We start from the raw sequence: 23,883 nt of genomic DNA, 5'->3' as shown, positions 1-23,883 counted from the left end.
CGAGAAACTGGGGCCTGCAGCAAAAATGCCCTTAAGTTGAGAGGCCGAGGAGTTATCGAAATCCAAGATGCACCAGCTGCGTTCGATCCGATAGACGGGAGGAGGTGCGACGTTCGTCAATCCCTTGGTGACACGGGTTGGTCGTCTGGATCAAATACCAGCGTTGGTGGTTGACCGGGCGCGAATTATTGCATTCGCTATATGATTTCGCTGGAGGCGCAACTAAGCCTGAAACAATGGAGGCGTTGGTTGCTGCAACTTAGAAATATACGCGTTTGATCGATCTATGCGGTCCGCATGCTGGATCCTGTTGTGCTGCTAGCAGCCCCCGGTGGCGCATTGAGGATCGTTGGGTGGGTTGGCCACCAATCACGTTAGTCGATTGGACGGCCCGACTTTCTCGCAGTGGAATGTCAGGGCGGCGGGCCGACGCTGATACATGGCTTGCTCGCTGCCCGGCAACTGCCAGCTGACCGTCGGGCTAGGCGTAGTCCGCTCAGAATCTAAGTGTAACAGATTTCTTACGTCGGATCTGCCGCTTCCACCCGCGATCACTAGCAACGCAGTCGGTTTCTCAAGCAGCGAAGTCGAACCGCGTGACGTCCAGTTCCTACGTCATCCATCGTCAAACACGATTGTAGCGATCGCACTATTCGATGTCCTGACGTCAAATGATTGTTCTCCAGTGATACCGGTCCTGCGACGGGGTCCAGGAAGGATAGGGGACAATGATATTCTCAAATACGAGCTTCGGCTCACATCGAAGGATCAAACGGGCGGTACTGACTTCAACGGCAGGCTTGGTTGCATTGGGTGGGGCACAGGCCGCTGACCTACCCATGAAGGCCAAAGCGGTCGAGTACGTGAAGGTTTGCTCACTGTATGGCACCGGATTCTATTACGTGCCTGGCTCTGACACCTGCATCAAGCTGGGTGGCTTTGTGCGCGCTGACACGGTGCTGGACAGCTCCAGTTTTGTCATGACACCTGTTTCCGGTCCCGCTGGTGCCAATAATCGCTTGAGCGGCGCTTACACCGCTCGTGCTCGCGTCGACTTCACGATGGATACGCGCACGGCGACTGAGTACGGCTTGGTCCGTACCTTCTTCGAAACGACTCTTAACTGGGCGTCAGGCAGCTACAGTGGTGCTGGAAATGGCTCCACTGTCTACCAATCCCTCGGCGGCAATGCGGCGCCTGCCAATGCAGGTGTGGGCAATGTTGGCTATGGTTCGGTCGGCGTCTACTTCGCGTTCATTCAGTTTGCTGGGTTCACCATAGGGAAGGCGGTCTCCCAGTACAGTTCTCCTTGGGTGCAATATCCGGCCGGCAACTTTGACGGCCTTCCGGGGAGCGGCGGTAACAACACAGGTGTCAACCAGTTTACATATACTGCCGACTTTGGTCAGGGCGTTACGCTGACGGCTTCATTGCAGGATCCGACCGCCTACTATCAGAGGAATATCTGGAACACATCCTATGCAACGGCTGCGGGTATTGAGACCGGCGTTTATGGTTCGTCGAGTTTCGCTGGCACCATGGCGCCTGATATTGTTGGCATGATGCGCGTTGACCAGGCGTGGGGTCTGTTCCAGGCCTCGGTCGCAGCCCACAACAATCATGCTGCATACTATGGCGCAGACGAAACGTCTGGACACGCCGCTGATAAATGGGGATGGGCCGGTCAGTTGGCGTTGTCGGTCAAGAATGTCCCGACCGGTGTCGGTGACACGATCAACTTGCAAGCGGCCTACGCCAACGGCGCGATCAACTTTGGCATCAACGAAAACATTCCAGCCTCGTGGGCAATGTACGGCAATTCTGGCAGAGCTGGCGCCTATCAAAGCTTGGGCCTCGCGGGCATCGCAGATGCCATCTACTCCGGCACAGCGGCAGCAACGGGTACCGCTCTACAGCTGACCACGACGTATGGCCTCAATGCAGGCTATACCCACAACTGGAATCCGTACTGGAACACTGGCCTCTATGGCGGGTGGGCTGCTGTCCGTTACACCGACGCGGCCAAGGCTCAGATCTGCGGTAGCTCTGGCATGGCCGCGCTCGGCCTGACGGGCGCCTGCAATTCCGATTTCAACATCGCAGGCGTCGGTACAATCACGCGCTGGTCGCCTGTCGCGAACCTGACATTTTCGGCTGAGCTCGACGCCACGTTCCTCGATCAGAAGTACTCCGGCACGATCAAAGCGCCGGCGGCCGCGGCTGTCGGCAAGCCAGCAGCCGTGTATGAGCTCAAGAACCAGAGCGCGTTGGTGGGGCTTCTACGCGTTCAGCGCAATTGGTGAGGGCCCATCAAACAACTGGAGAAGGGGAATTCCTTCATAAATCCTGGCAAGGTCCGCCGCATCGATCGAGCACGCTGCTGCCTGATTCCAGCGCCCTCTTGCCGTACGTTTCCTCCCAAACTTGGGCCACTCTTTCGGAGTGGCCTTTTCTTGGAGGATATCTCGGGCCGCCCGTGAGTTCGGGCAGGCCGCGATGGGTATAGAATTCACGCAGGATCGAATTCTTCGGCTGCATCGGTGATGGTGCATGCCGCAGGGAGGCCATGCCAGGCACTGGCATTGCAAACGGCATATCGAACGTGTCGGATTCCGAAGTTCTGCCAGTACAGCAAAGCGGGCTGTTCTGGTGACGGCATGGCCGAGCCACTACCCGTATTTCTCAGAACGAATTGGAGTGCGGCTTGTAACCCAACTTTGGACGATCAGGGCTCGAGTTCCACGCCACCGATCGTTTCCAGCCTGCGATCAAGGCGCTGGATCTGCGGCTCAATCCAGCACGGACGAATTCTGCCGATATAGCCGTCAACGGTCGATGACGAACGCCACCCGGCTGGCGGCATAAGCGGTCTGGCCGAAGGAGATCAGACGCTCCTGGGCGTCGATATTGATGACATCCGTCTGCAGCACATACTCCGTCGTTGGGATCTTCAATCGTTCGACTTCAATGGTCGTTGGCGGGCGCGATCGCATGCGGATCGATTTGCGTTGATAGTCGTTCACGCCGAGCTTCTTCAGAACCGCCGAGGTGGACAAGATGGCATCGGCACCCCGCGCCGCCTTTTCAAAGGCTTGACCGGCGTGGGGGAGCAGCCTTTCGGGAAAGTAACTTGGCCCATAGCTGATCGGCACGCCATCAGCTTCGCTCAATGTGGTCACCACGACCACACGTTCACCATCACGCAGCCCAAGTGCAGCACATACCGGGGGCGAGGCCGCGGCTTGTTCGATCGAAATCAGCCTGCGGGTGGGCTGCTTTCGGTTCTCAAGAATATTTTCCTCGAAATACTTCCGTTTCTCGAAATGGTAATTGATCGGATCCCGGGAAACGAACGTTCCGCGGCCCTGCTCCATGCTGACCACGCCCTCGTTTTCGAGGTGCGACAGAGCGCGCAGCACCGTCAGGCGATTGACGCCGAATCTGGCTGCGATCGCCAGCGCCGAAGGCAGCCGCCCTCCAGGTGCCAGGGCGCCGCGATGGATGTCGTCGACGATGGAGTCCACGATCCGCCGCCACATGCTGATGCCTTCCACTGTCCGTTTCGCCATGTGCAGATCTGGTCCTCCCGCATAATGCCGGATTTGACAGGCAACGTTGATGCCAACGTCGTTGGGCTGATCCGCTAGATCATTAGCCTCCGCCCATAAGGCTTGGCTGCGCACCAACCTCCACAATGGTCTCGGCGATCGCCCTGAGACCGGCGGCAAGCTCGTCACGCGTTTCCGGCGATCCAAAGCAGACCCGCGCCGCGTCGGGCACCGGCCCGCCATCGGCCACGAAAGGGGCCGCGTCGCCGGCGAGCACGCCCCGAGCCTTGAGGTGAGCGTGGAATGCCTCGCGCTGTCCCGTGGGGAGCTTCAGCCAACCGTGGATCGCGCCAGGCGGAGAGGCGAAATCGAGGCCGGCGAGTGCGGAGATGGCCATGGCGTGGCGGCCGGCGGCCTCTAAGCGGACTGCCTCGAACAGCCGCGTGGCCATGCCACTTTCCATCCAATGTGAAACCACCGCAGCCGTGATCGGTGCCGCCATCCAGAAGGTGGAGCGCACCCCAGGCCAAAAGGCTCGCTTGGCCTCAACGTCGGAAGGGGCGGCCACATAGGCGAAGCGCAGGCCCACGGTGAAGCTTTTGCCGAGTCCCAGAATATACCAACTGATGTCAGGCGCGAGCGCGGACATCGGCGGCGGTGTGTCCGCAGGCAAAGCGCTGTAGATGTCGTCCTCCACGATCGTGAGGCTGTGGCGCCGGGCAATCTCGATGATCTCGTGCCGGCGGGCCAACGGCATGACGACGGTCGTGGGATTCTGCAGGGTGGCGAGGCAATACAGGGCTTTGGGCTTCAGGCGCCGGCAGATCTCGTCAAGCGCGGCTGGGATCATACCGTCCGCGTCGCAGGCCACGGATTCGGTGCGGAATCCGTACTGCCGCGCGATGGCGGGGACCGCGGGATAGGTGAGCGGTTCGGTGAGCAGGGTATTGCCGGGCCGCATGATCGCGGGATAAATCATGTTCATGGCGCTGAGCGTGCCATTGGTGAGCACAACCCGCTCCGGAGCCGGCGCCTTGCCTAAACGGCGTGCCAGCCATTCCCCGCCCTGGATGCGATCCCTTTCCGTCCCCATGAAGCGATGGGTGCGCGTGAGGGCAGTGAAGTCCGTCTCACCGAGAAGGTCGCTCAGCGCGGCCCGGAACGCCTGGTTGGTCTCTGGTACGGGTGGCGGAAGGTTACGGCCGAGATCGGCGACGACGCTCATGCGGGCTCCAAGGGTTTGATGGAAAATCCATAAATTCAACATAGCGAAAAATGATCTATACCACTAGACCTTTTATGCAGAACCCCTATAGTTTGGCAGTAGACAGGGAATGGCAGGCATGGCGGGCAGCTCAAAATACGAGGATCGCGTATTGGATCGAGGGGCCATGACCCAAGAGGCCCGTGAACTGCCGCCGATGAAAACCGGACGCGATCGCACTCAACCAGCACAGGTTCGATTCTGACATCCGCGCGGCGGCGCTCGAGCGCGCGGCAAGCTTCGCGCCACAGCGCGATCGTCTCGTCGAGGATTTTCTGCCCGCGGCAAATAAAACCGTAAAGCGGATCGAGGCCGACCGCTGATCTATCAACATTCTTTAAGGAAAGAACATGAGCCTGCCTGCGCCTTACGCCTCGCTGAATGGAAGGATCGTTTCCTGGCCGCAAGCCACGATGCATGTTTTCAGCCCGGCGGCGAAATACGGCCTCGGAGTCTTCGAGGGGGTGCGGGCCTACTGGAGCGAGGAGCAGGGGCGCCTCCTCCTGTTTCGGATGGAGGATCATCTGCGCCGCCTGGCCTATAGTCACAAGGCGGTGCGCTTCGACATTCCCTTCTCGGCTCAGGAACTGACGGGGCAGACCGTGGACCTGCTCAAGGCCTGCGCCTACCGGGACAGCACCCATATCCGGATCATGAGTTACCTGGACGGCCAAGGAGACATGACAGTAACGGGGCCGATCGGCACCGCGATCACGGCGCTGGCTCGGCCTGTGCCCAAGGCAGTGATCGATGGCGTCCAGGCCCAAGTGAGCTCTTGGGTGCGGATTCCGGACCGGGCCATGCCGGCCCGCATCAAGGCTAACGCCAACTACCACAACTCGCGACTGGCACACATGCAGGCCATAGCAGACGGCTACCAGCAGGCACTGTTGCTAAACGAGCAGGGCAATTTGGCCGAGGCCCCCACCTCAACGCCATTCATCATCCGCAACGGCGTGGTGGTGACGCCGCCGCTCAGCGCAGACGTGTTGGAAAGTATCACCCGCGATACCATCCTCAAGCTCGCCCGCGAAAGTATCGGCTTGCCGGTCGAGGAGCGGGCTGTGAACCGCTCCGAGCTTTATGCGGCCGACGAGGCCTTCCTGGTTGGGACGGGAGCCGAGGTGACGCCGATTCTCGGCATCGATCGGCTCCCAGTGGGCGATGGGAAGGCTGGGCCCGTGGTCAGAGCATTTCAAGCGGCCTACTTCGACCTCGTCCACGGGCGCGCAAATCTCTGGCCGAACTGGCTGACGCCCGTGGAAGTTTAGCATGGCATCTCCCCTCGCGCCCGAACACGCACGACGCCGACCAGCCACGGGCGCTATCACTCATCTGATTTTCGGTAGCAAAACGCTCGTCAAAATGCGGCTTATGGTCAGCGGAAGTGTCGATCGCATCGCCGCAAGCGTGCTGCTGAGAGCTTCTGACAAACGTGCGAAGGCAAGCTCAGAGATAACTTCGCCTAGATGCTTATCTTCATTCCAAGGTGTTGAATGAGATCGCTACAGACGTGTCTGTCTGTCACATTTCCAACCGGCACTTCCAGGTTCAGATTTCCAGGGATCGCGTTCGAGCTCTCAGAGGCTTGCAATCTACAAACATCCTCGTGCTCCTGAACATCGGCCACCGTTCAAGAGCCCCGCGAGGATCTTTTAGGCCGTCAACAGGGAGCATCTGAACACATGCCATCAAAAAACAGGAGTCCGCCACGAGGCATACGCGCCATCCTTGCCGATGACGACCGCCCGGTAGATCTCTATCAGCCGTTGCGTTATGGCTCCAACTCGACCGCTCCCAACAGGTGTACGGTCTATGGACGTCACCGGCGTGATTTCGGCACCGGTACCGCAATGGAATACTTCCTCGGCGAGGATCAGTTCAGTTCGATCGACATCGCGCTCAACAGTCTGTAGCCGAAGATATTGGCGTGCTAATTCGATAACGGTTTGGCGCGTAATCGACTCTAATATGTCGTTGGTTCCGCTCGGCGTGATCAGTTGACCATCACGAAGGATGAACACGCACGTCGCGGGGGCCTCGGCCAGCTTTCCTCTTGAATTGAACAGGAACGCGACATCGTAGCCATCCCGCCGGGCCTGCATGATAGCCAATCGAGCGTTATGATAGTTTGCGTTGCATTTAATGCGCGCGGGCATGACGTTGTCTGGCATGCGCATCCAGGAACTAATCTGAGCCGAAGCGCCTTCGATCGATTGCTGCGCGGACTGCCGTGGCAGCGCCGTGATCGCGGTTCCTACGGGACCCGTTGCCCCCATCTCGCCAGATCCGTCGATGAAAGCCATCATCCGGATATGCACGGTCGCACGAAACGCATTTGCGCGACACAAGCGAACGAGTGCCTCGGTCAACTCTTCTGGAGATGGCCCTTGATCGAACCGCATCGCCTTTTGCGAGAAAGCAAACCGGTCAAGGTGCTCCGCGAGACGAAAGAGGTACATTTGCTCCGCCTCTTCATTCCAATAGCCGCGTATTCCTTCGAAAACACCTATGCCATACTTTGCCACGGGGGAGAATACATGTACCTTCGCGTCATTCCAGGGAACGATTTGACCGTTGAGATATGCAAATTGTGCGGTCGACATCCATCTTCACCTATAACGACACAGCTACTGCCGCGACTTCGCGCTTGATGGGCACGTCAGGCTGCCAACACCATCGTCGATCATGCTCGATGGCGATCACCGACTTCGTCATACTCCCCTCCGGATGTCGGGAGCATGCGGGATGCCCATAGGGGGATGCTCATAGTAAGGCTCTCCTTGGTCGTGTGAAACTCCCATTTGATTGCGCTGTCGGTCGGCTCGGGCCCGCCGTTGCGGCTGGCCTGCGCATTGCTTTGCGTCGCGCTAGGACCCGTTCAGTCGAGTGCCCTCGATGCGAGGATCGTCGAAGCGGCCAAGGCGAAGATGGTAATCGCGACGTACGTAGCCGCATTCGGCGATGACACACGGATAGATGAGACGTGCAATCCTGCAAGTACGAGAAAAAGGCCGAGCGTAAGAGTTACGAATAGCTCACTCGGAAAGAGCGGTCGGACAACAAAAGCGGCGGCCATTACGGGAATGTCGTACGATAACGGCAAGCCGAAGAAACGCCCATCGGCTGATTTGCCGAAGTTCGCAAAATAGCTGAGCCTAACCGCCCCCGCCACCAGCAAGACGGTTGAGGTTATCAGGGCAAGGAGCGACGCGTGGCTGAGCTGAATTATGATTGCTGCAGGCAAGACCGCTCCGTAGATCATGTCGGCGAAGCCGTCGAGGCTCTTTCCCATCTTGGCAATGTCTGGGTCGCGATTCCCTGTGCGAGCTGCCACGATCCCATCGAGGTGATCGGACAGGACGGCCCAAAGAGCTACCGACACGGATAGCTCGAGGTGTTCGGAGAAGGCGAGGAATAGGCTGGCGGAAGAAAAAACAAGGCCGCCGGCTGTGATGGCGTTCGCCGGATCCCAAAGGTATTTTAGCATTGGTGCCTCACTAATGCAGCGGGTCATACGATTGGCCGGGGGCACTCGCTCGTATGAAAATGCGCTCTGCGATGCGCAGATCCTCGGTGCTGTCGATTTCGTACCAGCTGATATCATCGCATCGCGCCGCTGCGAGCTGCAGGCCGCGCCTTTCCACCAGATAGCTAAGAAGCTCCTCGGTGTAGGCCTGCGTAGCTCCGCACCCAATGATATCGTCCAGGGCTGGAACGATCGTCGCCTTGAGGGTCGACGCCGAAAATCGTAGCAAGTTCATGGTCTTGAAAAGCCGTGGGCCATCCGTGACAAGGTTGGCCGCCGTTTGCTTCATGCGGAAGCTCGTGATGAAGCCGTTATCCGACAAAAGAACTGCAGACCCTTCCATCAATTCCTCGAAGGGAGCTACTGCAGCTGCATCGGTCGCTGGGCCGATCAGACGGCGCAATGCATCTTGCTCGAAGAAGACGTCTGCCTCGAGAAGAAAGCAGTCTCCAGAAAGAAGCGCATCACGCGCCAGCCACAGGGAATAGGCGCTGCCGGTGCGATCGAAAACTGTCGATTCGACATAGTTGATCTCAAGCCCGCTGAAGCGGCTTCCGCAAGCATATTGAATGGCGTCCTTGCGGTAGCCCACAACGATCGTCACCTCGTCTACACCGACTGCCTTCAGGTTTCGCAGGGCGTTGTGCAGGATCGGTGTGCCGTTGACCTCGATCAGGGGCTTCGGCCTCAGATCCGTCAACGGTCGCAGGCGAGAACCGATGCCGGCGGCGAGCATGACGGCCTTCTTGGGAGCATTCATTGCCATTTCAGGTCGCTCACCGCCGAGAGGTATCTCGTCATTTCATTTGCTCCGTGCGTCGAGGCACCTGTTGGGACCTGGCTTCTAGACTCGGCGTGCTCAGGAGAGCATCGCTTGTCATTGAGCACCTTGATCAAATGATCGGCCCACGAAGCGCTGTGCAAGCCTGTCCGATGCGCCAAATGAGCGCCCTCCGTGATAGAAAATCTCGCTTATGGTCGCTACTGTGACGTGCGGTCTACATGGTCCTTGAAAAGGAGACCTCACCATTTGAAGGGCCGTATTCACGGTCCACGTCGACCTCTCTGCGGAGAGGCATGAGCTCGTAGGCCCGTCGTGACTGACCATCGAGATGTATGGGGGGATCGAGCCGAGATACGCAGCAGTGCAAAGGTCGATAACGTCGTCGCGCCATTTGATCGAATGTGCAATATCAGAACAGAAAACATGTGCTCTGCGGAAAAATCTCCTCAAGCGTGATGGTAGGCCGAGCCGTTGCATGACGTAGGTCTTTCGATAAGCTGTTGCAGGGGTGAAACGCTATTGCCGTTGGTTATTGGGAGACTGGTATCGCAATTCCGCACGAGCGAGTTCGTTGTAATTGAACATTTCGAAGATCTCGTCGAGCGTCGCAATATTAGGTTCAATGCTCGCTGTGTTCTCCTCAGCGAAGATGCGATCGCAGACTTGTCGCATGGCCGCCATTGCGGCTCGCAGGGAGTGGTTGGCCCAGATCACCGTCGAGATGCGGGCTTTACGATAAACAGAGACCGGAGTGCGATAGTATTTCGTTGGAACAATTACGACCGGCAACCGATTTTTCCAGGCACGCATGAACGCAACGATCTCGTCCGCGGCGGTCCTTCGCGAGTGAATGAGGATCGCATCGGCTCCGGCGTCGGCGTAAGCGTGAGCGCGCAAAATGGCTTCGTCCATGTCATGCCCGGCGATCAACGCCTCGATACGTGCCACGAGGATCAAATCGTCCGAGACTGTGTCCTTTACGGCGCGCAAACGACCCGAGAATTCGTCGATATCGGCGAGGGGGTGCCGATCGCCTATAAGCGAGTTCATCTTCGGGAAGCAGCTGTCCTCCAGCGCGACGCCGGCCGCGCCACGCTGACGGAGTTTCCGTGCTAAGAGACGCGCATTGTTGAAGTTCCCGAAGCCTCCATCCCCATCAACCAAAACAGGCAGTTCTGTCGAGTCCACGATCCGCTCGACTGCATCGACGAGTTGGCTCCATGAGGCTTCATTGGCATCGCGGTATCCGAGAGAGCAGGCAATGGATAGGCCTGACGCCCAGAGAGCCTTGAAGCCAGCGCGGTCGGCGATCGCGGCGGAGAGCCCATCGTGCGCCTCCATGAGGAAAGCGAGTTCGCTGGTGGAGCAAATCTGATCGCGCAGCATGTCAGTAAGTGAGGAAGCAGCGTGGCGATCAGGGCCGCTGGAGAGAACAGATTGTTGTGATTGATCTTGCATGCCGTTTCCTTGCCGGTGCGTGTAGCCGGCCGATTTCATCGTCGATAGGTGACATCGTTCTGTCATGTGGTTCAATGACTAGGATTGGTAGTTGACCGGGGCGCATCTCGGTATAGGGGTTGCAGTCGCGGTCACCTCCCTGAGAATCATGAAATGGCCATCCATCATTCGCAGTCGCCGAAATTCAAGGCGCACGTGTTTGTCAAGTCAAAAGCAACTCATTGGAGACGCGCTACTATATTGTTTATCTTCAAAAACTCGAGCACTGAGACCGCGCCGCGGGCGCATTTACGATCCCACGGCCGGTAAGAGCGCTCGAGAGGTCGAATTGGCGTTGCAGCCGTTTTCAGAAAGACAAGCGGACAGCCATCCCCAAGCCATGCTTGCTTATCTTGACATCGTGTAGCTCAGAAGCGACGGCGCCAGGACTGGCAACCCCGGTACGTCACGCCTACCCCGACAAGTTGAATTCCGAGCTCGACCTGACTTTAGAGGCAATGTTCCCCCGCTGCCGGTCGCGCCACACAGTAGCCGAACATCCAGATCGTGACCCGGGTGCAGCGCGCAACTTCTGAGTGGTTCGAAGATCAAAACAAGACCTCTCGAGATCCGGCGTTGTCCAGCGGCCCGACCCGTAACAATGTCGCCTTTTGGACCGAGCAGACACGGAAGAAGGCCCGTCCTCCGGTAGTAGAAAAGTCTCTTGTGACAGCCGTCCCGCGAAAGAGATAACTATCGGCGCTTTTTGCCTCGTCGTTTTGCAAACGACGTGGTCAAGAGTTGACCTTAGGGTATTGGCGACATCGCCAACCATTAGACCGAAACGAAGTGGCACGCGATAGGGGCATTGAATCGCATATGCACGCGGCCGATCGGGGCAATATGCGAATGAAAACTCCAATTCGCTTTCGGGTAGTCGGACGACTGCCGATCCAGTTCGGAGATGTGCCGATTTGCCCATTCGAGCTCGCGGCTGCGCTTTCGACGATTCCCTCGACCCGTGCCGTTTCAAGGGCTGTGCGATTTCGTTGAGGTCGCGGCCCAAGAGGCAAGCCGCGCTTCGAGCCCTCATCGTCGTTCTCACTCATCGTGGAAGCATCCAATCGACCCGACCTTAAGACCTCTGGCTGTTAGATCTGCCGCGCGATCGCGAAACCAATGGCCTCACTCGGCCGGGCTGGAAGATGCTGCCAGCTTGGCTTTCTTTGCCTGCATCTTCTCGGCCAGCGCCTTCGTTGAATCTGCGCTTTTGGGGTGACACGCTTTGTGCACAAGGGCTGCATTGTCCATGCTGGTCGCGCCACCCTTCGAGTGCTCAGTGACGTGATGGATTTCGTGCTCGTCCCACGGAACGGTCACGTCGCAAACGGCGCACATCTTATTGCTGTCGAAATATATCAGCTCGCGCTCGAGCTCTCCGTAGATTCGCTTCGGATCCTTGAGTTGGAGAGGTTTCAGGTATTTCATCATTCGTTCCACGTAGAACGCATGGCGGTGGGCGATTCGTTCTCCGCGGTCGGAATTGACCCGGGTCCACTGGCCGTACCTGAGCCACACTTCGTCCGGCTTCGCGGAGTCTTTCGTTCCTTTCGCTTTCGCCAGGTCGTTCAGAAAGCGGTCAAGGGCCTGCGGTAGCTGCAGCTCCCACGACCTGGTGTAATCGTCCCATAGGCTGTCGACCAAGAGGACCAGGTGGATGGCATCATGACCTTTCAGCTTGGGCCGATCGCCGGCAGCAAGCAGCGACGCAAGCTTGTCGAGTATGTCGACCAAACGTTGCGCATTCGAAGAATGGCGATCGAAATCGATGTGGCTAAAATAAAAATCATTGATAGTCGCTGCGTTGATGTCACAAAAGTAATCGCTGCCTCGCTCTTTTCGCTCGAAGAACAGCATGGCAATTTGGGCCGCGAATTGGCGGGCCTTGCCACGGTCGGATTTCGCGTGCAGGCCCATCGGCCCTTGAAAGAAGGCATGCCCCGGATAGCGCGGTACGTCCGGCTTGCCGCCAAGCCAGAGTACAAATTCAGTGAATTGGCCCGGCCATGCGTCCCGCGTTTCCTGCGCGTTCAACGGCAATCCGCTTTGCAGGCGAACAAACAGGTCGCGTACTTCGTTCGGCTCGCTGGTTTCGATCTTGGTCGCCGCCAGTTTCGTCTCCAACAATTGCGCCTGCAGCTCGGGCGGTAAACTGCCGAAGTCCTTGCCGCCCCAGGGGCACGGCTGCCCCTTCAAAAACGCGGGAAATTTTGCCTCCGCGTCGTCCTTGATCGGGTCAAACAGTTTGAATCCGCCCTCAACAAACTCATACAGGGCCGTGATGCGCTGTTGGCCATCGATTATTTCCAAGTCTTCGCGTTGCATCCCCGCGACATTCTTTTTGATGTGGTGCAGGTAAATGAGGGGCAGCGGGTAGCCCCGGAAAACCGAGTCGAGCAGCTTCTTTTTCTGTGTCTTGCTCCAGACAACGCCTCGCTGGTACTCGGGGTTGGCCGTCAGCATCTTGTTCTTGTAAAGATCCACGAGGTCCTTCACCGACTTGGTGTCTGGGATCGCTTGCATTTATTTCCTCTCCCAAAGGCAAATTGACTGACAGTATAGCAGGTTGAGTATCCGACAATCGACCCGTAGAAGTATAAGCGATCTCTCCGCAACGTTGAATACGCAGGCGCAGAATTGTTGGCGCTGCCGGCCTTGCTTCCGCCATGTGTCCCGCTCGCGAGGACCAGCGGTGAGGCCTGCGTGCGGGAATGGCTCGCGCATCGCAGTGCTGCGGCTGCCACCATGTCAAGCAGCGGCCGCCGCGAAGTTCGTCGATAGATCGGTACGAAACGGACAGAGTCGGTCTTTTATTCATAACCGGTCCTGGCCTCAACAACGAGTGCGGCGCCATGCTGTGGGGCTCATAGGTGTTGTCAGGCGGCTGATACAATCAAGAGTTTATCTTTTGTCAAAGATTTGCCGCGACCCTCCGGTGCTGGCGCCGGCGTCGAAGTCAGTCTTACGGGGGGGTCCCGGAATGAGGGCGTATTTGAACTCCTATCTCTCGAAGCTGATAGCCGGAGACTTGGCGGCATTCGGCGGGCCGACAACCGATGAAGCGGTCGCAGGATACATTCGTGCCGAGCAGCTCTCCCTCGTGTTGGGCCATTCGCTGGGCATCATGCTGGCCAACGCCTGCAATGCGACCGTGCTCGCAATTGCCCTTTGGCATTCAGCCGACAGAAACTTCGCCTTGGTCTGGGCGGCGACCGTCGTCTGCGGCGCGCTATCGATCGGCCTGAAGGCGCGTTCATCACGACGGATGACGAAGCCCCAGTTCGTGTCGCGCCAGGCCATCCACCGGCTGGTACGGAATGCCTTGCTTCTCGGAACCGCCTGGGCGATCGTTCCAGTGGCTTTCTTCGCCAACGCCTCCAATGGCGGGCAGCTCGTCATAACTTGTCTGTGCTCCGGGATGCTCGCCGGCGGCGCGTTCGCTTTCGCGACGATTCCGGTGGCGGCGGTTGCGTTCACGGCTCCGATCTTCGTGGGTACGGCAATCTGCCTCGGCAGAAACGGCGATTTCGTCTATCTGCTCGTCGCTATCCTGGTTGTGGCCTATGGCTTCGTGCTCCTACACGGCGTTTTCGCCCATTCTTTCGAATTTACCAGACGCACCATTGCGCAACTGGAGGCCGAAAGGAGGGGCCGGCGGGATCCGCTGACCCAACTGCCGAACCGTTTCGCCTTCAATGAGAGCCTCGAAGGCGCCCTCAACAGGCTGTCCCGCTCGGGCGAGGAATTCGCGGTTCTTCTTCTCGACCTCGATCGCTTCAAGGAAGTGAACGACAGGTTTGGCCACCCCGCGGGCGATGAATTTTTGGTGCAAGCCGCGTCGAGACTGCAGCGATGCGTGCGACAGATTGACACTGTTGCGCGCATCGGCGGCGATGAATTTGCGCTTGTCATGACCAATTTGACCAAGGTGGAAGACGCGTTGGAAGTCGCCGAGCGGTTCGTCGGCGTCTTCGCCGAACCATTCCCGATCGAGAAATACGAGATCGCGGGAGCGACTAGTGTCGGAATCGCAGTAGCCCCGCGCGATGGCGACGAGCCTCATGAACTCCTGAGGAAGGCCGACATTGCACTCTATCGCGCCAAGCAAGCGGGCCCGGGAACGATCCGCTTCTTTGAGACCAGCGATGACAAATCAGCGCGCGAACGCAGGGCGCTGCAGCGGGATCTGGAGCTCGCGGTCGACAGAGACGAGCTGTTCCTTCTCTACCAACCTTTCTTTGATATTCGCAAGAACCGGGTTACCGGCTTTGAGGCCTTGCTGCGCTGGCGGCATCCCGTTCGTGGAGTAATTTCCCCGACCGAGTTCATTCCAATCGCCGAGGAAACCGGATTGATCCATGGAATCGGCGAGTGGGTGGTCCGACGCGCCTGCTCGACGCTGTCGAACTGGCCGTCGGACCTCCGGGTCGCCGTGAATTTTTCGGCAGCTCAATTCCATAACGCCAGCATCCTGCAGACAATCGTGCAGGCTCTCTCCCAAGCCAGAGTTGCTCCTCACCGTCTCGAAATCGAAATAACCGAGTCGATGCTGATCTCGAAGTACGCGCCGGCGTCATCGATCCTGAACTCACTCCTGCAATTGGGAGTGACGGTGGCGCTTGACGATTTCGGAACGGGATATTCGTCGCTGACCTATTTGCTGAAACTGCCTTACACCCGCATCAAAATCGATCAGTCCTTCATACGGGACATGTTGAGGCGACCGGATAGCGCAGCGATCGTAAAGTCAATCATCACACTCGCACAGGACCTGCAGATCGGCGTGGTCGCCGAAGGTGTCGAAACCGCCGAGCAACTCGACTATCTGCGTCAAACCAATTGTGATGAAGTGCAAGGATACCTCATCGGTCGGCCGGTCGCGGCCGACCACGTCTTCGCTCTGCTCGATCAAAACAAGCAACGGTCGACGTCCGCGGCTTGAAGGACAAGGTCGCCTCGCAATGCCCGATGTGACCGACCCATGACTACCTTTCGTCCGCCCTGAGATTGCGCCACGCTGGAGTCACGCAGACCCTGATCCGATTCGAAGAACAAGAACTGATTCGCAGGATGCGCGGCGTCTTGCAGATCGATGGCCGCAGGTGCCTCGAGCAAAGGGCATGCTGTTGTTAAAAATTGATCTCAGCCGCCTACGAGGCCGTCACACCAAAGGGACCCAGCTGAATACAGACTCGTCCAGCTATTCTCAATGAAAACGATTTACAGGACGCTTTTGTGCGAAGCGCTCTGATCTGTTGCATAGACAACACGCGGGACTGGGAAGCAGGATTATTCGCGCGCTGCGTACAATATTCGGCGGCCCAACGTCCCCAGTCTGCGATTAGCCTCTGTGCGAGGCGCTCCCACCTCTTCATAGGCACTCACTTGGGCGGACAAAGGTGCGGCATGGATCGCGCGGCTAGGACTGGCCATGAAGTATCGGTAATGACCGACGAACAACGCGAACTCGAGCGCTACAAGCAAGAGATTCGGCGTCTCAGAGTGACGCTTGTGCAGCTTTCTGAGATTGTTTTACGGAACGTTGTAGAAAGCGCTAAGGGTTGAAAGTCGGAATGCGCGTGAGTCTCTCGGCGGTTGCCAAATTGTAGGTCGGCGGAAAACGAACGTTGAACTGCCCGCTGTAATCCGCAGCGAGGTTCCCCGCAAAGGGGCAGGGGGGGCAGCAGCCCCGCCCGGGTCTCCGGGCGGGGCTGTTCTTTTCAAGTCGATTCTTGAGTGTTCGAGGGCTGGCAATTGTAGATGTGGGCTTCCGCGGCTCGCCGCGATACCCTCGGTTCATGCAGCTTTCGGCGTTGCTTTCGATTTCCCTGTCCCGCTTGTTGGCTCACTACCGGCCCAATGATCTCCCCAACCGAAACTGCAATGAAGCAACCTGTTTGTCGAAATTACCTCGCCCGCGCAAGACTGATTCCGTCAGATGCGGTTGTCGATCTCATGGATGAGACCGCTTCGACCTGTTGTCGGAATTGCCCGTGCCCGTGGTGCCGCACAGGAAGTGGCGGCCGCCCGCGTTACGCATCAAAGATGACAGATGAACAGCGTGGATTGAGGCGATACGGGCAAGAGATTGCGACTCAAAGAGCAGCAGGTCATGCGGCTCTCTGAGATTTCGTTACCCGACCTAGTAGAAGAGGCTCCGCGTGGACGGATTTAGTAGGGCCGCAATGGCAGGTCGAACAGAGCGTGGCGGCGAACCAGCATAGCGATGAAGTCATCTCCCTTTCTGCGACTTTGGCTGGATAAAACCGGGGCGCTCCTGATTGTGTACGGCATGATCGCGGCCGCAGTTTCGATCTTTCTTGTCCTTGCACTAAATGGCTTTGGTTCGAACCGTGGCGATGTTTACAATCCCTCTTCACCCGGCGCTCCGGCCGGTCCGCTTGACAAGCTGAAGCTTGCGCGTGAGCCTGGCAATGACAAGCATTATATCTGCGAGAAGCCCCAAACTGACGCGTTCATTGCGCGGGACCATTTCAAGGAAGACATCACGTCAACGGCCCGCGTGAAAATGGCGTGGCTTGGCGCGACCTTTGTCCGGCAATTCGCTGCCAAGGTCGAGGGCGTGGACGCGACACCTCTGCAAACGTACATCTTGCAGAGCTCAGCAAATATCGATGAACTCGTCGGAGAGCTGGGCGCTCGCGATGAGGCTAAGCTAGTGGATATCTGGTGCCTCTTGAGGCTGCAGGCCAATGGCGAAAGCGGTGCGCTGCAGACCACCTCTCTTCCGAATATGTTCTTTGTCCGTGATGGCACGGGTGCACTTGCTGTGATTGATGTTGTATGGGGAGGTGCGGGCTGGGAAATTGGAGCCAGCCCGATCGAAAGCCGACGGACATGGCCTCGTGGCACTCGCGTCTTCTCTCGTTGAGTGGGCTCTCCCCCGAATATTTGTAGTCGTCGGCGCCGGCGTCAGCCGACGCACAGGATTGTCATTTTCTTGCCGGCGTTGCCCACGGAAGGCTGCGTTGGAAGGTGTATCTCAAATGGGATTGGCGTTTCTCTGCGCATTCGTGCGAGAAACGGCCTCGCGGCGCGCCACGAATCCTTTTCAGAGACTTAGCGGCGGAGGCAGCAGAGTGTTCGCTGGTCGTGCATTTTCGTCAGACATCTGGCACGCGATGAGCGCCATCGACGCCTCGAAAGCCTTGCCGATGAAACAGTAGGGGCTGTTGCATACAGCCCGAGGAGCGGTGGTGTGAACTTACGCTCGTCGAGGTTGCCGTTTGGCGCCAGTTCGACAGCTAAGAAATGCTCTTAGTTTGTTTATTGGAAAAGACGCTCATGGCAGACTATCCAGTCAACGGGATCGCTCTATTATCGATGCTCAAGCACTCCTGAGGGGGCATGGCTGGCTGAGAGCGCGGGGCGAGTCCGGGAAGCAAATCGAGCAGTTGGAAACTCACATGCTAGTGCATCTGCTAAAAACAGAACAATGGTTCACACCTCGCGTTCTCCAAGCTTCATCTCGACCGAAGGCGGCAACAATTCGGGTTAAGTTTCGTCAACTCTAACCAGGAACGAGAGACGGGTTGAGCCCCAGGCGGCCCAATGCTGACGTTGCCGTCAATCTTCACGGAATCACCTTCATTCCGTGTCGGTTGAATCGCGACGCTTGCTACCATCTGGCGCGGAGCCTAGCCGTTCGGCCGGGTCGCGGCCGAACTTCAGCTTCAGTTGCGCCAGGTCGACAAATTCATCCGCCTGCCGTCGAAGTTCGTCGGCGATCATTGGGGGCTGGCTGGCAATCGTGGAGATGACGGTGACGCGGACGCCGCGGCGCTGCACGGCCTCGACCAGCGAGCGGAAGTCGCCATCGCCGGAAAACAGAATCATCTCGTTGATGTACCCAGCGAGTTCCATGGCATCGACGGTGAGCTCGATGTCCATGTTGGCTTTGACCTTGCGGGGGCCGCTGGCGTCGATGAATTCCTTGGTGGCTTTGGTGACCACGGTGTAGCCGTTGTAGTCGAGCCAGTCGATCAGCGGACGGATCGACGAATAGTCCTGATCCTCGTTGATCGCCGTGTAGTAGAGCGCACGCAGCAGCCTCCCGCGGCTCTCAAGCTCCCCGACCAGGCGTCTGTAGTCGATCTCGAAGCCAAGCTCCTTTGCGGTTGCGTGAAGATTCGCTCCGTCGATGAAGAGCGCGATCTTAGAGTGTGACATGCCTCAATTCGCGTTGCTCATCTATCGTCTCCGATGGAGCAGGGCGGCTGCCATTGCCGTGCTGCTGTGACCCGGCACTCAATGCCTTGATTCCCGTAAGCTGTGCTCCGACAACCATCGTCCGTTACGAACGAACAATGGCGCTTCTTCCCCGAGTGTGTCATCTCGGCTTTTCTCCGAGGATTGACCGATCGCGATGTCGGCCTTGGCGCGATCATTGGACCGCTACGGAATTCCGTTTGATCTGCACTCGCCTCTCATTCGCAATCTGCAAGCTTATGCCCTAGACTGGTCGTTTCGCTCGCCTTGCATCCCCAGACCTTTCTCGGGAGCCGGCTGTTGGATTGAACAACCAATTCGTCCCAAAAGATCATCGAAAGAATGATGCAAAATGCCTGGCGCACTTGCTAGCTCGCCGGCTCCTTTGCTGAGATGATCGACTGAGACGAGCCGTATGTGCCTGAGACAAGCTTGTAACAACAGCACGCCCGTTGCTCGAGGCACCTGCGGTCATCGATCTGCAGGACGCCACGCATCTTGCGAATCAGCCCTTGTTCTTCGAATCGGATGAGGGTCTCCGTGACTCCGGCACGGCGCAATCCCAAGGCGGTCGAGAGGTAGTCATGCGTTACTGGAAGAACAGGAGCGCCGATGGCGTCGCTCGCAAAACAAAGCCAGCTTGCAAGCCGCTTGTCGCGATCGTGCCGAACCCCGCATAATCCAGTTTGAAGGCAATGCAGGGTCAGCGCTTGCACGTACTGAAGAAGATGCTCCCGGATTGCGGGGCGCTCATTCATCACCCGATTCAAATCCTCGACACGGATCCTATGTGCGGTTCCGGGAAACAGCACGACCGCCTGATGGGTCGAAAGATGCCCTCCTACTAGCAGCGATGCGGCGACTGCCCCCTGATGTCCGATCATCGCCGTTTCAAGGATGCTGCCCTCCGCGACAAGCCTCAGCGAGACGAGGCCAGATTCTATGAAGTAGATGTGCTCGAGACGCCTCTTCGGCTCCTGCAGGACCATGCGCTCCTTTAGGACGATCGGCTCCAGGAGCTCCCCGATTGCCGCGACGTCTTGCGGAGAAAGACTCGCCAGGATCGCATTTTTGACAAAGGCCCGTCGCTGAGGGCGCTCCGTCATCGGCCGGCTCAGCACCGGCCGGGTGGCGGAGGCCTGCGTGAGAGCTGCTCCTCTGGAGCTGTCAGGCGCTTCGATAACGGCGGGCACGTGGTCGGTCATGGTCCCTCTCCTGGCAGCGCCCCCGGCAGTTGTAACGAGGAGTTGATTGCTATCGTAACAATATTCTCATCTTGATTTATGCAAGGAGCCCCGGTTGGGCGCTCAAATCCCCCGTTGGGGCGCCGTTCTTCGACAGATTTCTGCTGGGCCGACGGGCGCTGTCGCAATACTTGCTTGGATCCGCCGCTCAGTTGGCCAACGCCACGGCAACGGAGGCCTTCCCCAGGGCAGCGGCCTCAGTCAGAGACCGCGCGCCAGCCCGTGCCCGTATGCGCATGTCGACCTGCAAACGTGCGTCACTGAACGGACGAGTTCGGGACGACCTCTACTTGACGAGCTTCAGATGGGGCGGAAACGGCCTGGCCAATGGAGCTTGCGGATCTAGCCGCAGCTCGTTCGACGCGATCATGTCGCACAGCGCCTTGAGATCGGAATCGGTGATGCTGTGAAGCTCCATCCGAACTTCAAGGATCGCGAGCGACAGCAACTTCGCAATCTCCTCGACGCCTTGATCGAATAGAAGTGACTGACACTCTTCCAAACTTGCAAGCAGCGACAGCAATCGTTCTTCAACATTGGTGACCGGCATATCTTCAACTCCCGACCCTGAGCAGGCGCAGTACAGCAACGTTTCAAAACGGATCAATGCGCGCGCGCTCTACAGGGTGTGGTGTCGGCGCCATACTTGGTGGAGACCGGTACTGCTCTTTCCCTGGCCCGCCTGCAGGAGCCTTCGATCGTCACGCTCCAACGAAAGGCTCAAGCGACTGGTCGCAAATGCGCTCCTGCCCACGTTGATCCGTCGGAAACTATGTCAGGTTCCTCGAACGGTTTCTGCACGAAGCTCTGCTCCAACCAAGGCAATGAGTGGCGAACAATCTCATTTCTTACCCGAGTGTGGGGCCTCGGCTTCAGATTTGAGCGTTTCGTACAAAGAATCCGTCGTCTTGCCGTTCCCAATTGTTCTATATTTGGGAGGCATCGCGCTTCGTCCGCTGCGCAACAGCGGCATACTTGCCACTGCGGAAAGCAAAGCAGCGGGCCCAGCTTCATCCATAGTCCCAATGGGAACGTCGGTCGTCCGAGGCCTTGCACATCTTGCCACGATTTTGTGATGCCGCGCGGGGCCACTTCGTCGGCGAGGAAAGGGTCGATGACCGTAGCTGAGGACATCCGAGGTGCGCGTAAAGCCGGGACTGACTACGGCGGCTTTGCCTGCTGCTGTTCGGCGACGAAGTGGCAATACAACGCGTTAGCCCCCGTATGCCGGAGGCTCGTGGACAAGGGGCGCCTCAGGCGTAGAAAAGGCGGTCCCTGGCGCATTCACCTATTACCTGCCGACGCATCCAAGCATTCTGCCGCCGACGTGACGACAAGAGCGCCCTCCTTCAAAGTTTTGATCGCCGCCGAGCTGGCACGCATTGAGGCTCAACTGGCGAGTACGCCACGCGGGCCAGAGCGCGAGGCGCTCGAAAGCAAACTGCGTCGGTTCAAGACCGCGTTCAACGTCGATAGTTGGGACCGGCCGACCTGAACGGCTCACTGACAGGCGAGGTCTCATTCTCAGGTGAGCTCCAACCTCCGCGCTCTGCGGCTGGTTCCGATGAGGAGGCAACTGTACGGACTACGGCGCGTGCGGGTTCGTCCGTTCCGCACAAAGTTTGCAAACCGATTGCAAACGCAATCTGTCAATATGACAAACTAAGTGGCCCATTGGCCTGCACCCGCAACTGCATTGCGCGAACTGTCGATTTGAACGAGACGTACCTGCCCGCGAGCTATTGGTAGCGAAGATCTTTGTTGATGCAATCATCGCGCACTGTCGCAATTTGCGGTCGAAAACGCGTTTGCGGAGAGGTGAAAGCGGCGCCGTCACGCTCCTCCCTGGCCGTACGCGGAGCGACTGCTGCCACCCATAGAGTGCGGTCGTCACGATGGGAGGCCGGAGTGAAAATATTGGTCGTCGAAGATCAGCCAGCACTGCGTATTCTGATCGGCGGTCACCTTTCGGAGCGTGGCTTTACGGTTGATGAAGTGAGCAGGGCCGACGACGCAATGGCTGCAACAGCGGTGAGCTCGTACGATGCGATTATACTCGATCTGGGGCTTCTGGATGCAGATGGCCTGGAGCTGCTTGCGCGGCTCGCCGGGAAGGCGCCGATAAAAACGCCAGTCCTCGTCGTCGGTGCGCGGGATGGTGTGGAGGATCGGGGGCGGGCGTTAGACATCAAGGCCGACGATTATCTCGTGACGCCGATCGATCCTATCGAGTTGGAGACACGACTGCGAGTGCTGCTGCGCAGACCCCGCCACTGAGCGCAAGACGGCAGAACGATGCGTCTGACGAGCGGAACGCCCATCGGTTATGACCCCAGGTGGATGGTCTACAGATTCACCATGTTCAATGGCAATTGGAGCGTCGATTGCGAGATCAGCAACGCCGCATTGTCCGCTTTGGGAGCGATGCGGGAAAACCCGAGGCGCACTCACGAGTCTGTTTTTCGACGCTATCGCAAGCTGATCGAGGGAGTGGCGTCAAGCCACTACAGGGGCGATCCGGGACCGGTCAGGATTTTCGCCAAGCACCTTCCATCGCTGAGGGCGCGAGGCCGCAGATCAGCCAAGCGACCGCCCAGCCTGCGATCGATCCCGAGCTGTGATCAATCTCATTCAATATTGGAAGAAGGCGGAGAGGCCAAAGTGGTGTTGGCAGTTGAACCGCCCACCATTTAAGTACAGGCAAGCTCCAAACGCGCTTTGTTGGAGACGTTGACGGCCGCCTGTCTCTCCCCGCAATCGGCGTCATGCGGAGAGAGGTACGGCGCGTTCTGACGCCGCGACCGACCCGCGCCGTCGCTCGGTTCGCCCGAGCGCTGGCTCTGCCCTCACATTTCAGATCCATGATATCCGTTTAAAGTGCCAAGGTATCCTTCCAGCTCGACGAGCGCTCGCTGCTCCCATTCCCCGGCCTGCGTCAGCAATGAGATTCGTTGAACCGGTCGGAATGTCGCAGCCTGACGGCACAGCGAAGCTATTGCGCGGTAGTGGCGCACGTTTTCCATAACGTCCAGCCCAGTCATGTTCGAATCACCCATACTATCCCGGCGGGAAAGTGTGCCAGAACGATTGTCGATTGGTTAGCGACCAGCTCGGTAAGCCTGCATGGTTGGCAAATCCTTACGACATGTCCCGTCAAACACTAGCCTGCAGGATGGCAGTAGCAGAAGTCGTGCCGACGATCAGGCCAACGGTTAGATGATTGAATAGCAGTCAGTCCTTGCTTGCCGCTATCGGCATCGTCGACATCCGAGCCGACCAAGGTGCGCCGCTCGGAGCCAGTGGCGGAAGCGCAGGACACCATAGCCGATCGTGGAATGATCACGGTCACCACCAGAAACGCCATCTACATCAGCGGCTGGGCAACGCAGAGTCAGGGCGTCATTTGGTGCCTGAGTTTTACGTGCATTTTGTCATGCATTGCCGTACTCGTCTGCTACCGGGACCGATACCCGGTACGGCGTTGACCCGTTTGCTCGGTGTCGTGCATGCTCGCGCTCTGCCGGCGCCCTTGGAACCATCGTGATCAATGGCAATTGCTCCTCGGCTAACGCGCCTTCAGGAGCCCTGGCTCCGCATCTGACGCTGGATCAGTCGCTATTCCAGATGATAGCTGTCGAGATAGACACCATCGTTCGTCCATCGTTGTTCCTGACATAAGTATCAGGGGGCCCCGGTATCGATCTTCATGCAGTCCTGGACAGAGCAGTGTGAAAACTTCTCCGAGGAGGAAGGACGCTCCGACCTTGTTGCTGTGCTCACGAATGCGA

At 58.2% G+C, this 23,883-nt stretch carries 17 protein-coding genes; 6 read left to right on the top strand and 11 right to left on the bottom strand.

Annotated features, from left to right (window positions below):
- The first annotated feature begins 839 nt into the window (after nt 1-839).
- Nucleotides 840-2,303, top strand: a complete 1,464-nt coding sequence (locus QMZ05_RS26605; protein ID WP_353703447.1) for a porin — start codon at nt 840-842, stop codon at nt 2,301-2,303.
- Between the two features lie 522 nt (nt 2,304-2,825).
- Here QMZ05_RS26605 and phnF read toward each other — a convergent pair.
- Together phnF and QMZ05_RS26595 are read right to left on the bottom strand one after the other, a co-directional pair.
- Nucleotides 2,826-3,569 carry a phosphonate metabolism transcriptional regulator PhnF gene (phnF, locus tag QMZ05_RS26600; protein ID WP_353703446.1) on the bottom strand — a complete coding sequence of 248 codons (744 nt, stop codon included), beginning with the start codon at nt 3,567-3,569 and terminating at the stop codon, nt 2,826-2,828.
- Between the two features lie 82 nt (nt 3,570-3,651).
- The gene (locus tag QMZ05_RS26595; RefSeq protein ID WP_353703445.1) at nt 3,652-4,773 is read right to left on the bottom strand and encodes a PLP-dependent aminotransferase family protein; all 1,122 of its coding nucleotides are present in this window, start codon (nt 4,771-4,773) and stop codon (nt 3,652-3,654) included.
- 389 nt (nt 4,774-5,162) lie between these two features.
- Here QMZ05_RS26595 and QMZ05_RS26590 point away from each other — a divergent pair, with 389 nt between their 5' ends.
- Nucleotides 5,163-6,083 (top strand): branched-chain amino acid transaminase, encoded by a 921-nt coding sequence (locus QMZ05_RS26590; RefSeq protein WP_353703444.1) that lies wholly within the window; start codon nt 5,163-5,165, stop codon nt 6,081-6,083.
- A 420-nt stretch (nt 6,084-6,503) separates the two neighbouring features.
- Here QMZ05_RS26590 and ilvE read toward each other — a convergent pair whose 3' ends face one another.
- The 5 genes from ilvE to QMZ05_RS26565 form a co-directional block, all read right to left on the bottom strand.
- Nucleotides 6,504-7,418 (bottom strand): branched-chain-amino-acid transaminase, encoded by a 915-nt coding sequence (ilvE, locus tag QMZ05_RS26585; RefSeq protein ID WP_353703443.1) that lies wholly within the window; start codon nt 7,416-7,418, stop codon nt 6,504-6,506.
- Nucleotides 7,419-7,693: 275 nt separating this feature from the next.
- Nucleotides 7,694-8,302 (bottom strand): CDP-alcohol phosphatidyltransferase family protein, encoded by a 609-nt coding sequence (locus QMZ05_RS26580; protein ID WP_353703442.1) that lies wholly within the window; start codon nt 8,300-8,302, stop codon nt 7,694-7,696.
- Between the two features lie 10 nt (nt 8,303-8,312).
- Nucleotides 8,313-9,107, bottom strand: a complete 795-nt coding sequence (locus tag QMZ05_RS26575) for a phosphocholine cytidylyltransferase family protein (protein ID WP_353703441.1) — start codon at nt 9,105-9,107, stop codon at nt 8,313-8,315.
- Nucleotides 9,108-9,641: 534 nt separating this feature from the next.
- A complete protein-coding gene (gene aepX, locus QMZ05_RS26570) occupies nt 9,642-10,511 on the bottom strand; it encodes a phosphoenolpyruvate mutase (protein WP_353703464.1) in 870 nt (289 codons plus the stop codon).
- A gap of 1,236 nt (nt 10,512-11,747) precedes the next feature.
- On the bottom strand, nt 11,748-13,145 hold the full coding sequence (locus tag QMZ05_RS26565; RefSeq protein ID WP_353703440.1) for a DUF262 domain-containing protein: 1,398 nt from the start codon (nt 13,143-13,145) through the stop codon (nt 11,748-11,750).
- A 457-nt stretch (nt 13,146-13,602) separates the two neighbouring features.
- Between QMZ05_RS26565 and QMZ05_RS26560 the strand changes: the two genes are divergently transcribed.
- Together QMZ05_RS26560 and QMZ05_RS26555 are read left to right on the top strand one after the other, a co-directional pair.
- A complete protein-coding gene (locus tag QMZ05_RS26560) occupies nt 13,603-15,564 on the top strand; it encodes an EAL domain-containing protein (RefSeq protein WP_353703439.1) in 1,962 nt (653 codons plus the stop codon).
- A 1,284-nt stretch (nt 15,565-16,848) separates the two neighbouring features.
- Nucleotides 16,849-17,514 (top strand): hypothetical protein, encoded by a 666-nt coding sequence (locus QMZ05_RS26555; RefSeq protein WP_353703438.1) that lies wholly within the window; start codon nt 16,849-16,851, stop codon nt 17,512-17,514.
- A gap of 716 nt (nt 17,515-18,230) precedes the next feature.
- Here the strand turns inward: QMZ05_RS26555 and QMZ05_RS26550 are convergent.
- The 3 genes from QMZ05_RS26550 to QMZ05_RS26540 form a co-directional block, all read right to left on the bottom strand.
- Nucleotides 18,231-18,812, bottom strand: coding sequence for an NYN domain-containing protein (locus QMZ05_RS26550; RefSeq protein ID WP_353703437.1), 582 nt, complete (start codon nt 18,810-18,812; stop codon nt 18,231-18,233).
- A 407-nt stretch (nt 18,813-19,219) separates the two neighbouring features.
- Nucleotides 19,220-20,056 (bottom strand): Crp/Fnr family transcriptional regulator, encoded by an 837-nt coding sequence (locus QMZ05_RS26545; RefSeq protein WP_353703436.1) that lies wholly within the window; start codon nt 20,054-20,056, stop codon nt 19,220-19,222.
- Between the two features lie 325 nt (nt 20,057-20,381).
- Nucleotides 20,382-20,645: a hypothetical protein gene (locus tag QMZ05_RS26540; RefSeq protein ID WP_353703435.1), complete on the bottom strand. Its 264-nt coding sequence runs from the start codon at nt 20,643-20,645 to the stop codon at nt 20,382-20,384.
- Nucleotides 20,646-21,209: 564 nt separating this feature from the next.
- Between QMZ05_RS26540 and QMZ05_RS26535 the strand changes: the two genes are divergently transcribed.
- Together QMZ05_RS26535 and QMZ05_RS26530 are read left to right on the top strand one after the other, a co-directional pair.
- Entirely contained in the window at nt 21,210-21,590 is a 381-nt protein-coding gene (locus QMZ05_RS26535) for a hypothetical protein (protein ID WP_353703434.1), read from the top strand.
- Nucleotides 21,591-22,003: 413 nt separating this feature from the next.
- Nucleotides 22,004-22,372, top strand: coding sequence for a response regulator transcription factor (locus tag QMZ05_RS26530; protein WP_353703433.1), 369 nt, complete (start codon nt 22,004-22,006; stop codon nt 22,370-22,372).
- 569 nt (nt 22,373-22,941) lie between these two features.
- Here the strand turns inward: QMZ05_RS26530 and QMZ05_RS26525 are convergent.
- A complete protein-coding gene (locus QMZ05_RS26525) occupies nt 22,942-23,136 on the bottom strand; it encodes a hypothetical protein (protein WP_353703432.1) in 195 nt (64 codons plus the stop codon).
- Between the last annotated feature and the right edge of the window lie 747 nt (nt 23,137-23,883).

This window comes from Bradyrhizobium sp. INPA03-11B (assembly GCF_040446015.1).
Classification (GTDB): domain Bacteria; phylum Pseudomonadota; class Alphaproteobacteria; order Rhizobiales; family Xanthobacteraceae; genus Bradyrhizobium; species Bradyrhizobium macuxiense_A.
The sequence above is the reverse complement of the archived record's forward strand: the minus strand, read 5'-3'. Positions and strand labels throughout refer to the sequence as shown.

Bases quoted from the DNA above. Each gene is read 5' to 3' on its own strand.
- QMZ05_RS26605 (WP_353703447.1), top strand. From the start codon at position 840: ATGAAGGCCAAAGCGGTCGAGTACGTGAAGGTTTGCTCACTGTATGGC.
- phnF (WP_353703446.1), bottom strand. From the start codon at position 3,569: ATGGCGAAACGGACAGTGGAAGGCATCAGCATGTGGCGGCGGATCGTG.
- QMZ05_RS26595 (WP_353703445.1), bottom strand. From the start codon at position 4,773: ATGAGCGTCGTCGCCGATCTCGGCCGTAACCTTCCGCCACCCGTACCA.
- QMZ05_RS26590 (WP_353703444.1), top strand. From the start codon at position 5,163: ATGAGCCTGCCTGCGCCTTACGCCTCGCTGAATGGAAGGATCGTTTCC.
- ilvE (WP_353703443.1), bottom strand. From the start codon at position 7,418: ATGTCGACCGCACAATTTGCATATCTCAACGGTCAAATCGTTCCCTGG.
- QMZ05_RS26580 (WP_353703442.1), bottom strand. From the start codon at position 8,302: ATGCTAAAATACCTTTGGGATCCGGCGAACGCCATCACAGCCGGCGGC.
- QMZ05_RS26575 (WP_353703441.1), bottom strand. From the start codon at position 9,107: ATGGCAATGAATGCTCCCAAGAAGGCCGTCATGCTCGCCGCCGGCATC.
- aepX (WP_353703464.1), bottom strand. From the start codon at position 10,511: ATGCTGCGCGATCAGATTTGCTCCACCAGCGAACTCGCTTTCCTCATG.
- QMZ05_RS26565 (WP_353703440.1), bottom strand. From the start codon at position 13,145: ATGCAAGCGATCCCAGACACCAAGTCGGTGAAGGACCTCGTGGATCTT.
- QMZ05_RS26560 (WP_353703439.1), top strand. From the start codon at position 13,603: ATGAGGGCGTATTTGAACTCCTATCTCTCGAAGCTGATAGCCGGAGAC.
- QMZ05_RS26555 (WP_353703438.1), top strand. From the start codon at position 16,849: ATGAAGTCATCTCCCTTTCTGCGACTTTGGCTGGATAAAACCGGGGCG.
- QMZ05_RS26550 (WP_353703437.1), bottom strand. From the start codon at position 18,812: ATGTCACACTCTAAGATCGCGCTCTTCATCGACGGAGCGAATCTTCAC.
- QMZ05_RS26545 (WP_353703436.1), bottom strand. From the start codon at position 20,056: ATGACCGACCACGTGCCCGCCGTTATCGAAGCGCCTGACAGCTCCAGA.
- QMZ05_RS26540 (WP_353703435.1), bottom strand. From the start codon at position 20,645: ATGCCGGTCACCAATGTTGAAGAACGATTGCTGTCGCTGCTTGCAAGT.
- QMZ05_RS26535 (WP_353703434.1), top strand. From the start codon at position 21,210: ATGACCGTAGCTGAGGACATCCGAGGTGCGCGTAAAGCCGGGACTGAC.
- QMZ05_RS26525 (WP_353703432.1), bottom strand. From the start codon at position 23,136: ATGACTGGGCTGGACGTTATGGAAAACGTGCGCCACTACCGCGCAATA.